At 65.9% G+C, this 12,590-nt stretch carries 13 protein-coding genes; 3 read left to right on the top strand and 10 right to left on the bottom strand.

Annotated features, from left to right (window positions below):
* Positions 1-251 precede the first annotated feature (251 nt).
* Genes phbB through ACSQ3M_RS16810 form a run of 3 tightly spaced genes read right to left on the bottom strand, consistent with a single transcriptional unit; the run spans position 252 to position 2,421 of the window.
* Entirely contained in the window at positions 252-974 is a 723-nt protein-coding gene (gene phbB, locus ACSQ3M_RS16820; RefSeq protein WP_436151215.1) for an acetoacetyl-CoA reductase, read from the bottom strand.
* Positions 975-1,013: 39 nt separating this feature from the next.
* On the bottom strand, positions 1,014-1,229 hold the full coding sequence (locus ACSQ3M_RS16815; protein ID WP_436151214.1) for a DUF1737 domain-containing protein: 216 nt from the start codon (positions 1,227-1,229) through the stop codon (positions 1,014-1,016).
* Between the two features lie 13 nt (positions 1,230-1,242).
* The gene (locus tag ACSQ3M_RS16810; RefSeq protein ID WP_436151213.1) at positions 1,243-2,421 is read right to left on the bottom strand and encodes an acetyl-CoA C-acetyltransferase; all 1,179 of its coding nucleotides are present in this window, start codon (positions 2,419-2,421) and stop codon (positions 1,243-1,245) included.
* Positions 2,422-2,672: 251 nt separating this feature from the next.
* On the opposite strand from ACSQ3M_RS16810, the gene phaR reads away from it, so the two are divergent.
* Positions 2,673-3,251 carry a polyhydroxyalkanoate synthesis repressor PhaR gene (phaR, locus tag ACSQ3M_RS16805; RefSeq protein WP_436151212.1) on the top strand — a complete coding sequence of 193 codons (579 nt, stop codon included), beginning with the start codon at positions 2,673-2,675 and terminating at the stop codon, positions 3,249-3,251.
* Positions 3,252-3,299: 48 nt separating this feature from the next.
* On the opposite strand, the gene ACSQ3M_RS16800 is transcribed toward phaR, so the two are convergent.
* Both ACSQ3M_RS16800 and ACSQ3M_RS16795 read right to left on the bottom strand, forming a co-directional pair.
* Entirely contained in the window at positions 3,300-3,926 is a 627-nt protein-coding gene (locus tag ACSQ3M_RS16800; RefSeq protein WP_436151211.1) for a hypothetical protein, read from the bottom strand.
* A gap of 140 nt (positions 3,927-4,066) precedes the next feature.
* Complete coding sequence (locus ACSQ3M_RS16795) at positions 4,067-5,752, bottom strand: EAL domain-containing protein (RefSeq protein WP_436151210.1); 1,686 nt, start codon at positions 5,750-5,752, stop codon at positions 4,067-4,069.
* 167 nt (positions 5,753-5,919) lie between these two features.
* Here ACSQ3M_RS16795 and ACSQ3M_RS16790 point away from each other — a divergent pair, with 167 nt between their 5' ends.
* Positions 5,920-6,135, top strand: coding sequence for a hypothetical protein (locus ACSQ3M_RS16790; protein ID WP_436151209.1), 216 nt, complete (start codon positions 5,920-5,922; stop codon positions 6,133-6,135).
* 78 nt (positions 6,136-6,213) lie between these two features.
* On the opposite strand, the gene rpmF is transcribed toward ACSQ3M_RS16790, so the two are convergent.
* Complete coding sequence (gene rpmF / locus ACSQ3M_RS16785) at positions 6,214-6,399, bottom strand: 50S ribosomal protein L32 (protein WP_057189713.1); 186 nt, start codon at positions 6,397-6,399, stop codon at positions 6,214-6,216.
* 153 nt (positions 6,400-6,552) lie between these two features.
* Positions 6,553-7,254, bottom strand: a complete 702-nt coding sequence (gene mtgA, locus ACSQ3M_RS16780) for a monofunctional biosynthetic peptidoglycan transglycosylase (protein ID WP_436151208.1) — start codon at positions 7,252-7,254, stop codon at positions 6,553-6,555.
* 86 nt (positions 7,255-7,340) lie between these two features.
* Between mtgA and ACSQ3M_RS16775 the strand changes: the two genes are divergently transcribed.
* Positions 7,341-8,294, top strand: coding sequence for a polyprenyl synthetase family protein (locus ACSQ3M_RS16775; RefSeq protein WP_436151207.1), 954 nt, complete (start codon positions 7,341-7,343; stop codon positions 8,292-8,294).
* 177 nt (positions 8,295-8,471) lie between these two features.
* Here the strand turns inward: ACSQ3M_RS16775 and ACSQ3M_RS16770 are convergent, their stop codons facing one another.
* From ACSQ3M_RS16770 to ACSQ3M_RS16760, 3 genes are all read right to left on the bottom strand, one after another.
* Positions 8,472-10,442 (bottom strand): potassium transporter Kup, encoded by a 1,971-nt coding sequence (locus ACSQ3M_RS16770; RefSeq protein WP_436151206.1) that lies wholly within the window; start codon positions 10,440-10,442, stop codon positions 8,472-8,474.
* A gap of 263 nt (positions 10,443-10,705) precedes the next feature.
* Entirely contained in the window at positions 10,706-11,983 is a 1,278-nt protein-coding gene (gene ispG, locus ACSQ3M_RS16765; protein ID WP_436151205.1) for a flavodoxin-dependent (E)-4-hydroxy-3-methylbut-2-enyl-diphosphate synthase, read from the bottom strand.
* A 63-nt stretch (positions 11,984-12,046) separates the two neighbouring features.
* Positions 12,047-12,580: a Fur family transcriptional regulator gene (locus ACSQ3M_RS16760; RefSeq protein ID WP_436151204.1), complete on the bottom strand. Its 534-nt coding sequence runs from the start codon at positions 12,578-12,580 to the stop codon at positions 12,047-12,049.
* Between the last annotated feature and the right edge of the window lie 10 nt (positions 12,581-12,590).

Raw genomic sequence — 12,590 nt, 5'->3', positions numbered from 1 at the left:
GATTCGTCGACTGTGCCGCCGATTGTCGAAGTGATTCTAACCACAGGTCCAGCGAAAATTGTCCGCGATAATTAAAGCAACCCTAACGGGCACCACGGGCCGGTCAGGCCATCATTGCTGGAAGCGGCTGAAAAGGCTGTGATTTGAAGGGAGCCAGGCAATCGGCATTTCGCAACCGACAACATCTCGTAAAAAAACCCGCTGCGCGCTCTCGGACGCAGCGGGCGGATATGAACGGCAGGCGACGCGGCTCAGGCCATGTACTGGCCGCCATTGACCGCAAAGGTCGCGCCCGTGGCGAAAGCGCCGTTGTCGGAGGCGAGGAAGACCACTGTCTGGGCGATCTCTTCCGGCTTGCCGAGACGCCCGACCGGGATGCCAGCGACGACGCGCTTCAGCGCCTCCTCGGGCATGGCGGCGACCATGTCGGTGCCGATATAGCCCGGCGTGATCGCGTTCACCGTGATGCCCTTGTTGGCGTTCTCCTGGGCCAGCGCTTTGACGAAGCCGATATCGCCGGCCTTGGCCGCCGAATAGTTGACCTGGCCCATCTGGCCCTTCTGGCCGTTGATCGAGGAGATCACGATGATCCGGCCAAAGCCGCGCCCGCGCATGCCTTCGATCACCGGTCGCGTCATGTTGAACAGCGAATCGAGATTGGTGCGGATGACGGCCGACCACTGGTCCTTGGTCATCTTGTGGAAGAAGCCGTCCTTGGTGATGCCAGCATTGTTGACGAGAATATCGACCGGCCCGACCTCGGCCTCGACCTTGGCGATGCCGGCGGCGCAGGCATCGTAGTCGCCGACATCCCATTTATAGACCGGAATCCCGGTTTCGGCCTTGAACTTGGCTGCCGCCTCGTCGTTGCCGGCATAGCTCGCGGCGACCTTGTAGCCCGCTTCATGCAGAGCCTTGCAGATCGCCGCGCCGATACCGCGCGTGCCCCCCGTAACCAGTGCAACCTTAGCCATCGTCGTCTTCTCCCTCTTAGACGCGGCTACGAGGCCGCGTTATTCTTTGCTGAGATCGAGACCGGGCTCGTAAGTCCGGTCGACGTCCTTGATGATCGCCTGGCCGCAGATCACGCGTCCCGCCTTCTCGTCATAGGTCAGGGTCGGGTGCCCGAAGAGCACCCAGCCCCGGCTCAGGGCCTCCGAGACCCGATGACAGAACGAGGCGTCATCGGGGCCGGTGAGATAGCGGTAGAGCGTGGTCTGCTTTGGCATGGCGAGGTGCTGCTCAGCGCTCCACTGCCAGGGCGATGCCCATGCCGCCGCCGATGCAGAGCGTCGCGAGGCCTTTCTTGGCGTCGCGCTTGGCCATTTCGTGCAGCAGCGTCACCAGAACGCGCGCGCCAGAGGCGCCGATCGGATGGCCGATCGCGATCGCGCCGCCATTAACGTTGACGATGGCGGGATCCCAGCCGAGATCCTTGTTCACCGCCAGCGCCTGCGCCGCGAAGGCCTCGTTGGCCTCGACGAGATCGAGATCGCCGACCTTCCAGCCGGCCTTCTCCAGCGCCTTGCGGGTCGCCGGGATCGGGCCCGAGCCCATGATCGCCGGATCGACGCCGGCCGTCGCCCAGGAGGCGATGCGGGCGAGCGGGGTAAGCCCGCGCTTGCTCGCTTCCTTGGCCGTCATCAGCACGAGCGCGGCGGCGCCGTCATTGATGCCGGAGGCATTGCCGGCGGTCACAGTGCCGTCCTTCGAGAAGGCGGGCCTGAGCTTGGCCATCGCCTCGAGCGTCGCGCCCTCGCGGATATACTCGTCGGCGTCGACGACGATGTCGCCCTTGCGGGTCGAGACCGTCACGGGCGCGATCTCGTCCTTGAAGCGGCCGGCCTTCCTGGCCGCCTCGGCCTTGTTCTGCGAGCCGACGGCGAACTTGTCCTGCTCCTCGCGGCTGATCTGCCATTTGGTCGCCACGTTCTCGGCCGTGGTGCCCATGTGATAGCCGTGGAAGATGTCCCAGAGACCGTCCTTGATCATGGTGTCGATGAACTTCACATCGCCCATCTTGGTGCCGGAACGCATATGAGCGGCGTGGGCCGAGAGCGACATCGATTCCTGGCCGCCGGCGACGATGATGTTGGCGTCGCCATTGGCGATCTGCTGCATGCCGATGGCCACCGCGCGCAGGCCCGAGCCGCAGACCTGATTGAGACCCCAGGCGGTCGCGCCCTGCGGCACGCCGGCGTCGAACGCCGCCTTGCGGGCCGGATTCTGGCCCTGTGCGGCCGTCAGCACCTGCCCGAGGATGACCTCGTCGACCTCGCCGGCCTCGACCTTGGCACGCCTCAGCACCTCCTTGATCACCGCCGAGCCGAGATCGTGAGCCGGCGTGTTGGCGAAGGCGCCGCTGAAGGCGCCCACGGCGGTGCGCGCCGCACCGACGATCACGATGTCATTCTCAGCCATGGGGCCATCCTCCGGTTCTCTTCCGCCGGCCATCCGGCCGTACGGCTTCTCCCCCTCACCTTCGAAGCGGCGGGCGACGCCGTCAAGACGGCGAGACGGCTAAGCCCATCTTCGAGGCAAACTCGGCACAGTCCCGCCTTGCGCTCAAAAAACTTGCAGCAGGCGGCCGAAGAGCTATCGTCACATCCGGGACCGATTTCCGGCCTTTCCCGATCCCCGGGTTATGGCCGCAACAAGCCGCGTGGGTGTCGATGGCCAGCGACAAAGAACCGACTGTCATCAAGAAATACGCCAATCGCCGGCTGTACCACACGGGTACGAGCTCCTACGTCACATTGGAGGATCTGGCCGGCCTGGTGCGCAACGGCGAGGATTTCGTCGTCTATGACGCCAAGAGCGGCGACGACATCACCCGCTCGGTGCTCGCCCAGATCATCTTCGACGAAGAGAGCAAGGATGGGCAGAACCTGCTGCCGATCGCCTTTCTGCGCCAGCTGATCCGTTTCTACGGCGACAGCATGCAGGCGCTGGTGCCGCGCTATCTCGAATTCTCGATGGACAATCTGACCCAGGATCAGAACAAGATCCGCGAGCAGATGAGCAAGGCCTTCGGCACGGGCGCGATCGACGCGCTCCAGGCCCAGACGCGCGCCAACATGGCGATGTTCACCGAGGCCTTCCGGCTGTTCAATCCGTTCACGGCGGCAGCCGCTGCGAAAACGCGCAGCGAAGCTCCGGCAGCGCAGGGTGAGAACGGTGAGCTCGGCAATCTCAAGCGCGAGCTCAACGAGATGCGCGAGCGGCTGGACAAGCTCGCCAAGGACAAGTGAAGCGGGCCATGACCTCGCTCTCGGTCGCAAGCGCCGTCTGAGCTCAGCTCAACGCCCCTGAAGCGCAAGAGGCGTGATCGAGGTCTGCACGGCCTCGGCCTCGCGGTCGAAAGAGACGTATTCGCCGTTGCGACAATAGTGCCCGGACGACGAGATCGCCGTTCGGAGTTCGACCGAAAGGTGATGGATCACCGGTGGCATGGGCTTGTCGCCGCATCGTCCGGGCATCGTCGCCGCAAAGACGACCGTTTTCACCAGGCACGCGCCGACGATCTTCTGATCGCTCCCGACAAATTGATAATCTGCGTTCAAGGCAGGAATCGGTCTGGTTACGCCGTCCTTTGTTTCGGTTCGCGTCGCCCTCCCAACAAAGCTTCGCTTTTCTGCATAAGGATTCTGCAGAAAATCGACATCGTGATTCAGCGTTATTGTGGAATCCTTGGTCTCGAGCCGCACGAGATAACCGCTTCTGAGAAGCTGCCGGCTGAAAGCTTCCCTGCTGCCCTTTCGGCCGTTCAGAACGACGGTATGGCCATCTGATTGCCGCGAGATCTGGGAGATCGTGCCGTCCGAAAAATCGAGCTGAAAAGGCGCCGTACCGGACAGGATCTGCTGGCAATCGACAGGACTTTGCGCCGCAGCCTGCGCCACGCCGAAACCGATGACGAGGGTCACGAGCGATCGAACCATGGCGGCCATTCGCATTGCACACGCTCCCGAGCGCTCGGAGCGTAGTGGAGCCTGCGAAATTGGCAATCGACTGACCTTTGGCCGAGGAATGCTCCGGAGCGCTTTGGTGAGCGCCCGGCGCCAGCTCAGCCGGCGGCGCGCAGCGGGGCGGCGTCTTGCGTCCAGAGCTCCGCCTTGCCGACCAGATGGCCCTGCAGATAGGTCACGCCCCAATCGCACAGCATCGACGCCTGCAATTCGTCGTCGACCCATTCGGCGACCGTCTCAACGCCGAGGTGATGGGCGAGTTCGAGCAGGGTGCGTACGAAGAAGCGGTCATCGGTCGAGCGCCGCAGATTTTGCGTGAAGGCGCCATCAAGCTTGAGGATGTCGATCGGAAAGGCACGCAGATGCCTGAGCGAGGTGTGGCCCGCTCCGAAATCGTCGATCGCGATGCGAGGGCCACACTGCTTGATTCGGCTGAGCAGCTTCGCCACCCGCGCCGGATCCTCGATCGTCGCCGTCTCGGTGATCTCGACGATCAGGCGTTTCGCGGTGGCCGGGCTCGCCCGGACCCCTGCCTCGAAACCCTCGATCCAGTCCGGATCGGCGAGCGAACGCGGCGAGACGTTGATCGACAACACCGCCTCCGGCCGCCCCGTCAGAAACGACATGGCAAGCTCGAACACGCGATGGTCAAACAGGCCGACCAACCCGCGTCTTTCGAGCAACGGCACCAGCTCCGCCGCGGCGAGGAAGCCGCCGATTTGCGGGCGCTCGACCCGCAGCAGCGCCTCGTTGAAGGCGAGGACCCGGCCCTTGGCCGTCACCACCGGCTGGAGCGCCAGCCTCACCTTGCGTTCGTTGAGCGCGGCGACAGCCTCAAGGTCAAGGCGCGGGGCAGCGGCGTCGGCCTCGGCTACGACAGGGCGCCGCGCAATCAGGGCATCGTCGCGGGCGCCCGCTTCGGCGCTGGAGAGCGCATTCTCGGCGGCGTCGACCAGCACCGAGCCATGGCGGGACAGATCGGGAGCGATCGCGGCCCCGACACGCAGCCGCGCCAGCGCGATCCCACGCGAGGTCTCAACCGCCGAGCGCGCCACTGCCTTGATGAATCGCTGCGCTGCCGCCTCGATCTGATTGGCCGGGCAGCTACTGAGGAGGATGGCGAAACGGTTGCCGGCATAATGCATCAGCTGGTCGCGCCGACGCATCACCGAATGCAGGCGTTGCCTGACCTCCTCGACGATCTCCTCGGTCCCCTCATGGCCGAAATCGTTGTTGAGCCGCGCAAGCTCGCCGATCGACGCGACCAGCACAACGACGGATCGCTCCGCCGGAAGGTGCTCCGCCAGAGCCTCCTCGACACGCTCGACCAGGGCGTCGCGATCGCAGAGATCGCTGCCGGCCATGGCGAGTTCCTCCGGCCGCACCGCACGCTCCAGCCTGAGCACGCCGCGCGCGCTTGCCGGGCGTCCGTCGATGCCGGCGAACCAGCGCCCTGCGTCCTCGATCCACATTTTGCGGCCGGCGAGATCGGCAGCGTAGCGCGTGCGATAGACCGCCCCGTCACCGAGATCCTGTCCGCCCGAAGAGAAGATCGCGTCATAGCGGCTGCGGCCGCTGCCGGGTTCGACCAGCCCGGCGAAAGCCAGGCCTCGCCCAAGTACCGCTGCCGGCACCGGACCCAGCACCTCCGCCGCGTTCGGACCCCAGCTCAACGTGTCGCTGCCGATGTCCCAGCTATAGGCGACTTCGCCGATCGAGGAGAGCAGGCTGCGCGGCTCGACGATCCTCTCGTCGCGGGAACCGAACAGGGACGGCGCAGGCATGGGTGCGGCTGCCTCGGGCGATGGGGAAGAAACCGCCCCGTTCTGGGTGTGGGAAAGTCGAGAACTGTGCCGAAACGATGCACGCACCTGCGTTAACGCAGGGTTAAGCTTGGCGCCCGGATTGCAAGGATTCGCTCTCGAACCCTCGAATGTTCCGGAGCGGTACAATGATCGAGGCAGAACGCCCCGAGGCAGCCTTCATCGACGAGCAGGAGCGCACCCCGCGCGTCCCCGCCGCCTTCCTCGTCCAGCTCGCCGCCAGCCAGGCCGGAATCGGCCCGTTCGCCCGTCGCGACCGCGAAACCCCATTCATTGGCGCCCGCCGCTATTATGAAGGGATCGCGAGCCGCGGCCTGCCCCGCAGGCTCCTTCACTCGGCCTGAAGCCCAAACAAAAAAGGCCGGCCTCGCGGCCGGCACTCTTCGATCTTGCTGACAGGGGCCCGGACGGGCCCCGTCGCATCAGGCCTCGGTCTTGGCCTTCAGCACCTGACGGCCACGGTACATGCCGGACTTCAGGTCGATATGATGCGGACGGCGCAGCTCGCCCGAGTTCTTGTCTTCGATATAGGTAGGCTGCTTCAGCGCGTCGGCCGAGCGGCGCATGCCGCGCTTCGACGGCGAGGTCTTTCTCTTCGGAACGGCCATCGGTACTCTCCATCATGCCTTCGCGCGAGGCGGGGCTTCTCACCCGCACCACTGTCGCGACGACGTCACATCCGTGATGAGGGCTGGCCTTTACACGCTCGCGCGGGCGCTGGCTAGACCATGCTGCGGAAAAAGTGGTGCCCGCACGCTCCCTCAGGAAGGAAGCGCACAATTGCCGAGCGGCCCGAGCTGGTTCATTCGCCGCTGCACCCGTCCGGCCGCCGATTGCAGCGCGCGGCTCGGCCGGGACGGATTGCGCAGGATCGGGTTCGGCAGCGCCCCTGCGAGCCTGGCGGCCTCCGCCGGACTCAAACGCGAGGCCGACTTGCCGAAATGGCGCTGGGCCGCAGCTTCCGCGCCGAAGACGCCGTCACCCCATTCGGCGATGTTGAGATAGACCTCGATCACGCGTCGCTTCGGCCAGGCGAGATCGATTGCCATGGCCATCGGCAGTTCCAGCCCCTTGCGCAGATAGGAACGGCTCGGCCACAGGAAGAGGTTCTTGGCCGTCTGCATGGTCAGCGTCGATGCGCCGCGGCTCGGTCCGTCCTCATCCTGCAGCACCGCGTTGAGCTCACCCCAGTCGACGCCGCTATGCGAACAGAAGCGCTGATCCTCCGAGGCGATCACGGCGCGGATCAGATGCGGCGAGATCTGCGCCAGCGGCACCCAGTCGCGCTCCACCGTACGGAAGGTCAGCCAGCGGCCGAGCATCAGGGTCGAGGGCGCCGGCGCGAAGCGATAGAGCAGCAGCAAGCCGGCGAAGACGACCAGCAGCGCCATCACCAGCCGGACCAGGGCGCGAGCGATCCGTCCCGCAAGGCTTCCGCGTCGCGGTGCCGGAGTGTCAGCCATGCGCGTCATTCCCCACGCTTGACGATTACGACCGCCTCCGGCAAGCCCCGCGCGCCAAACTCCGCCAGCCAACGCGAGAAGTGATCATGAGTTCCGTGGAACGAACCGCCCCCGCCGCGGCTTTGGCCAGCGCCCTGTCGGAAACGGCGGTGGCGATCGAGGCACTGCTCGAAGCATTGCTGCAGGACAAGCCTGAGACCGGTGAGATCTATCGCCCGGCCCGGCTGCTCGCGGCGATGCGCCATGGCGCGCTCGCCGGCGGCAAGCGCCTTCGGCCCTTCCTCGTCGCCGAGACGGCGAAGCTGTTCGGCGTGCCGTCCGAGCAGGCGTTGCGCGCTGGCGCCGCGGTCGAACTCGCCCATTGCTACTCGCTGATCCATGACGACCTGCCGGCCATGGACGACGACGATACCCGCCGCGGCCGCCCGACCGTGCACAAGGCCTTCGACGAAGCGACCGCCATCCTTGCCGGCGACGGCCTGCTGACGCTCGCCTTCGACGTCATCGCCGATCAAAGAACGCATCCGGACGGGGAGACGCGCGCCGCGATCGTCCTGCAGCTCGCGCGGTCACTCGGCCTCGGCGGCATGGTCGGCGGCCAGATGCTCGATCTTGCCGCCGAAGGGCGCTTCTCTGGCGACGACGCTCCAGGCCGGCTCGGCGAGGCCGAGATCCGGCGGATGCAGGCGATGAAGACCGGCGCCCTGCTCGCCGGCAGCGTCCTGATCGGCGCTCGTCTCGGCCAGGCCGATGCAACGCGGATGATCGCGCTGGAGCGCTACGGCAAGGCGCTCGGCGCCGCCTTCCAGGTCGCCGACGACATTCTCGACATCGAGGCGAGCGCCGAGCAGATGGGCAAGGCGACCGCCAAGGACGATGCCAAGGGCAAGGCCACGCTCGTCGCGGCGCTCGGCCTTCCCACCGCCATGCGCGAGCGCGACCGGTTGAGCGAAGAGGCGATCACGGCACTCGCCGAGTTCGGGCCGGAGGCGGCGATGCTACGCGCGGCGGCGCAGTTCACCGCGCAGCGCAAGAGCTGACAGCGTCCGTCATTCCGGGGCGCTGCGCAGCAGCGAGCCCGGAACCCACGAACACGACGCTTGCCGAGCCATGCTCGGGTGTCGGCGCCCATTCCGTCGACGACAATGTTCGTAGGTTCCGGGCTCAGGCCTGCGGCCTGCCCCGGAATGACGAAGAGCCAATACGGACTCTCGCCCTCAGACCGTGACCTGCGTGCCGACCTCGACGACGCGGCCGGTCGGGATCTGGAAGAAGTTGGTGGCGTCGGTCGCGCTCTTGGTCAGGCCGATATAGAGATTGTCCTGCCAGATCGGCATGCCCGATTGCGGCGAAGCCTTGATCGAGCGGCGCGACAGGAAGAACGAGGTCGACATGATGTCGAACTTGAAGCCCTGCTTGCGCAGGATGGCCAGGCCCTTCGGCACGTTCGGGCTCTCCATGTAGCCGTAGACCATCTCGATCCGCCAGAAATCGTCGGTGATGCGCGAAAGGCGGACGCGCTCGCTCTCGGCGACGCGCGGGGTATCGGCCGAGCGCACGGTCAGGATCACATTGCGCTCGTGCAGCACCTTGTTGTGCTTGAGATTGTGCAGCAGCGAAGCCGGCGCCGTCTCCGGGTCGCTGGTCAGGAAAATCGCCAGCCCCTTGACGCGAACCGGCGGGCTCTTCGAGAGCATGCCGACCAGCTCGAGCAGCGGCACGTCGGTCTTGCGCGTCTTGTCGAACAGGATCTTGGTGCCGCGCACCCAGGTCCACATCAGCACGATCAGCACGATCGCCAGCAGCACCGGCATATAGCCGCCGCTGAACAGCTTCAGCAGGTTGGCGGCGAAGAAGGCGACGTCGATGATCAGGAAGGGCAGGATCAGCGCGACCGTGGCCATGAGGCTCCAGCCCCATCTCTTCCGGATGACGATGAAGGCGAGCAGCGAACTGACCACCATCGTGCCGAAGACCGCAATTCCATAGGCATGCGACAGGTTGGACGAGTTCCTGAAGGACCAGACCAGAACCAGAACCACGACGAGCAGCATCCAGTTGATGCGCGGAATATAGATCTGGCCCGAGGTGTGCTCCGAGGTGTGGCGGATCTCGAGCCGAGGCAGCAGCCCCAGTTGGATCGCCTGCCGGGTCAGCGAGTAGGCGCCGGTGATCACCGCCTGGCTCGCAATGATGGTCGCGACCGTCGCGAGGATCACCAGCGGCAGGATGAAGCCCTCGGGCGCGAGCTTGTAGAACGGATTGTCGATCGCGCTCGGATCGGCGAGGATCAGGGCACCCTGGCCGAGATAGTTCAGCCACAATGCCGGGAAGACCAGGTAGATCCAGGCGCTCTGGATCGGCCCGCGCCCGAAATGGCCCATATCGGCATAGAGCGCTTCCGCTCCCGTCACCGCGAGGCAGACAGAACCGAGCACGGCCAGCGACACGGCCGGATGATCGACGAAGAAGCGCAGGCCGTAATAGGGATTGACCGAGGAAAAGACGCTGAGATCGTCGGCGATGTGATAGATGCCGAGGCCAGCTAGCACGGCGAACCAGACCAGCATCACCGGTCCGAAGAAATTGGCGACCTCCGCCGTGCCGCGGCTCTGCACCAGGAAGAGCACGATCAGGATCACCGAGGCGATGCTGACGACATAGTCGTTCAGCGCCGGCGTCACCAGCTTGATGCCCTCGACCGCCGAGAGCACCGAGATCGCCGGCGTGATCACGGCGTCGCCATAGAACAGCGCCGCACCGGCCATGCCGAGGAAGAGCACGACGCCGCTCCGCGAGCGACCGAGCGCGCGCTGCGCCAGCGCCACCAGCGTCAGGATACCGCCTTCGCCGTTATTGTCGGCCCGCATCAGCAGCAGGACATATTTGAGCGTGACGACGATGACGAGCGACCAGAGGATCAGCGAAAGCACGCCGATCACGGCGTCGCGCGAAATGGCCGCCGGCACTGCCGCGCCGGCATGGGCGCTCGCGCCGGCCACCGCCAGCACGGTCTCGCGCAGCGCGTAGAGCGGGCTCGTGCCGATATCGCCATAGACGACGCCGAGCGCGCCGAGCGCGAGCACGGCATAGCTTTGCGTGGAATGGCCGTTGCCGGCCGGCTCGTCGAGTCCGAAGCGGTCACCGTCCGGCTTGGACACCGGCGGCTTCTGCTGGTCATGACCCATCAAGTCGCTCCGCGGGTGCTGCGATGCAGCGAAAAGGCCGGGGCCTCTAACACGGCATGTCTCACAGGCAAAGACGCTAGAGCATGTTCGCCAAAAGTGGGAACCACTTTTGGGATAAGAACATGCTCAGCTTTTTGAATCTGCGCGAATTCTCCTCGTTCGGCCGATCTCGGCCGAACGGAAAGCGCGCGAGCATGTTCCGCAAAAGTGGGAACCACTTTCGGTCGGCGATCAGCTTGAATCGATTAGATCGCTGGAAGCGCTTATTCGGCCGCGGCAGCTCGCGCGCCGTAGCGCCGCTCGACATAAGTCTCGACCATGGTCTTGAACTCGGCGGCAATGGCAGGCCCGCGCAGCGTCGCGACCTTCTTGCCGTCGACGAAGACCGGCGCGGTCGGCACCTCGCCCGTGCCCGGCAGCGAGATGCCGATATCGGCATGCTTCGACTCGCCGGGCCCGTTGACGATGCAGCCCATCACCGCGACGTTGAGCGCTTCGATGCCGGGATAGCGCGTCTTCCACTCCGGCATGGAGGTCGAGATCCAGCTCTGGATATCCATCGCCAGCTCCTGGAACACCGTCGAGGTCGTCCGCCCGCAGCCCGGGCAGGCCGCGACCAGCGGCACGAAGGCGCGAAAGCCCATGGTCTGCAGCAATTCCTGCGAGGCCTTCACCTCGAGCGTGCGGTCGCCGCCGGGCTCCGGCGTCAGCGAGAAGCGGATGGTGTCGCCGATCCCGTCCTGCAGGAGCACACCGAGCGCCGCCGAGGAGGCGACGAGGCCCTTGGAGCCCATACCGGCCTCGGTCAGGCCGAGATGGATGGCGTAATCGCCGCGCTGCACCAGCATGCGGTAGACCGCGATCAGGTCCTGCACGCCCGAGACCTTGGCCGAGAGGATGATCTTGTCCTTACCGAGCCCGATCTCCTCGGCGCGCTCGGCCGAGAACAGCGCAGACTGCACCATCGCCTCGCGCATCACCGCGCGCGCATCGAGCGGCTTTGTCGCAGCGGCGTTGATGTCCATCAGCGACGTCAGCAGTTCCTGGTCGAGCGAGCCCCAGTTCGCCCCGATCCGCACGCTCTTGCCGTGCCTGATCGCGAGCTCGACGATCTGGCCGAACTGCTTGTCCTTCTTGTCCTTGAAGCCGACATTGCCGGGATTGATCCGGTATTTCGCCAGCGCCTGGGCGCAGGCCGGATGGTCGGTCAGCAGCTTGTGGCCGATATAGTGGAAATCGCCGATCAGCGGCACGTCGATGCCGAGGATGTCGAGCCGCTCACGGATATGCGGCACGGCCGCCGCCGCCTCGTCGCGATCGACCGTGATGCGCACCAGCTCCGAACCTGCCCGCGCCAGCGCCGCGACCTGCCCGACCGTCGCCGGGATATCGGCGGTGTCGGTATTGGTCATCGACTGCACGACGATCGGCGCGCCGCCGCCGACCTGCACATGACCGACCATCACGGGCACGGTACGCTTGCGCGGCGCCGGTGCGGCTTCAGGGCCGTTGGGCAGGCAGGTTAGAGGCTGTTCGCTCATGGAAAGATCCGGATCCTCGGCCGGGAACGCATCGCGCTGAACTGCGCCCTGGCTGCAAAGGCGTCAAGCCATTGCAGCGTCGCGGCAGTGCTCGCAGCGCCCGACGATCTCGACCACCTGGTAGGAGGTCCGGAAGCGGCGCCCCTCGGCCATGCCTTTGATCGCCGCGCGCATGGCCGGCGAGGCATCCTCGTCGACGCCGCCGCAGGCCTCGCAGATCAGGAAGGCGACCGCCTCGTTGGCGCCATGCCCGTGCGGGCAGGCGATGAAGGCGTTGCGCGAGCTCAGCCGATGCACGAAGCCCTGCTCGACCAGGAAGTCGAGCGCCCGGTAGATCGAGATCGGCGCCAGCCGGCGCCCACCCGGCGGCGAAATCCGGTCGGCGAGATCATAGGCCCCGACCGGCTTGTGGTCGGCATAGAGCGCTTCCAGCGCCTTGCGCCGGATCGGCGTCAGCCGCAGGCCACGCTCGCGGCAGACCGCCTCGGCCCGCGCCAGGCCGGCGGCGGCATGGCGCGAATGATCGTGGGCGTGCTGGCATTGGCCATGCGCGTGGTCGTGATCGTGATGGTCGCTTGCAGGCTGCATTTTCGTCATGTTGCGTTGC

Source organism: Allobosea sp. LjRoot90 (assembly GCF_964254315.1).
In the GTDB taxonomy this organism is placed as follows: domain Bacteria; phylum Pseudomonadota; class Alphaproteobacteria; order Rhizobiales; family Beijerinckiaceae; genus Allobosea.
This window is presented reverse-complemented; position numbering and strand designations above follow the sequence as displayed.

Bases quoted from the DNA above. Each gene is read 5' to 3' on its own strand.
- ACSQ3M_RS16775 (WP_436151207.1), top strand. From the start codon at position 7,341: ATGAGTTCCGTGGAACGAACCGCCCCCGCCGCGGCTTTGGCCAGCGCC.
- ACSQ3M_RS16760 (WP_436151204.1), bottom strand. From the start codon at position 12,580: ATGACGAAAATGCAGCCTGCAAGCGACCATCACGATCACGACCACGCG.
- ACSQ3M_RS16815 (WP_436151214.1), bottom strand. From the start codon at position 1,229: ATGCCAAAGCAGACCACGCTCTACCGCTATCTCACCGGCCCCGATGAC.
- mtgA (WP_436151208.1), bottom strand. From the start codon at position 7,254: ATGGCTGACACTCCGGCACCGCGACGCGGAAGCCTTGCGGGACGGATC.
- phaR (WP_436151212.1), top strand. From the start codon at position 2,673: ATGGCCAGCGACAAAGAACCGACTGTCATCAAGAAATACGCCAATCGC.
- ACSQ3M_RS16790 (WP_436151209.1), top strand. From the start codon at position 5,920: ATGATCGAGGCAGAACGCCCCGAGGCAGCCTTCATCGACGAGCAGGAG.
- phbB (WP_436151215.1), bottom strand. From the start codon at position 974: ATGGCTAAGGTTGCACTGGTTACGGGGGGCACGCGCGGTATCGGCGCG.
- rpmF (WP_057189713.1), bottom strand. From the start codon at position 6,399: ATGGCCGTTCCGAAGAGAAAGACCTCGCCGTCGAAGCGCGGCATGCGC.
- ACSQ3M_RS16770 (WP_436151206.1), bottom strand. From the start codon at position 10,442: ATGGGTCATGACCAGCAGAAGCCGCCGGTGTCCAAGCCGGACGGTGAC.
- ACSQ3M_RS16810 (WP_436151213.1), bottom strand. From the start codon at position 2,421: ATGGCTGAGAATGACATCGTGATCGTCGGTGCGGCGCGCACCGCCGTG.
- ispG (WP_436151205.1), bottom strand. From the start codon at position 11,983: ATGAGCGAACAGCCTCTAACCTGCCTGCCCAACGGCCCTGAAGCCGCA.
- ACSQ3M_RS16795 (WP_436151210.1), bottom strand. From the start codon at position 5,752: ATGCCTGCGCCGTCCCTGTTCGGTTCCCGCGACGAGAGGATCGTCGAG.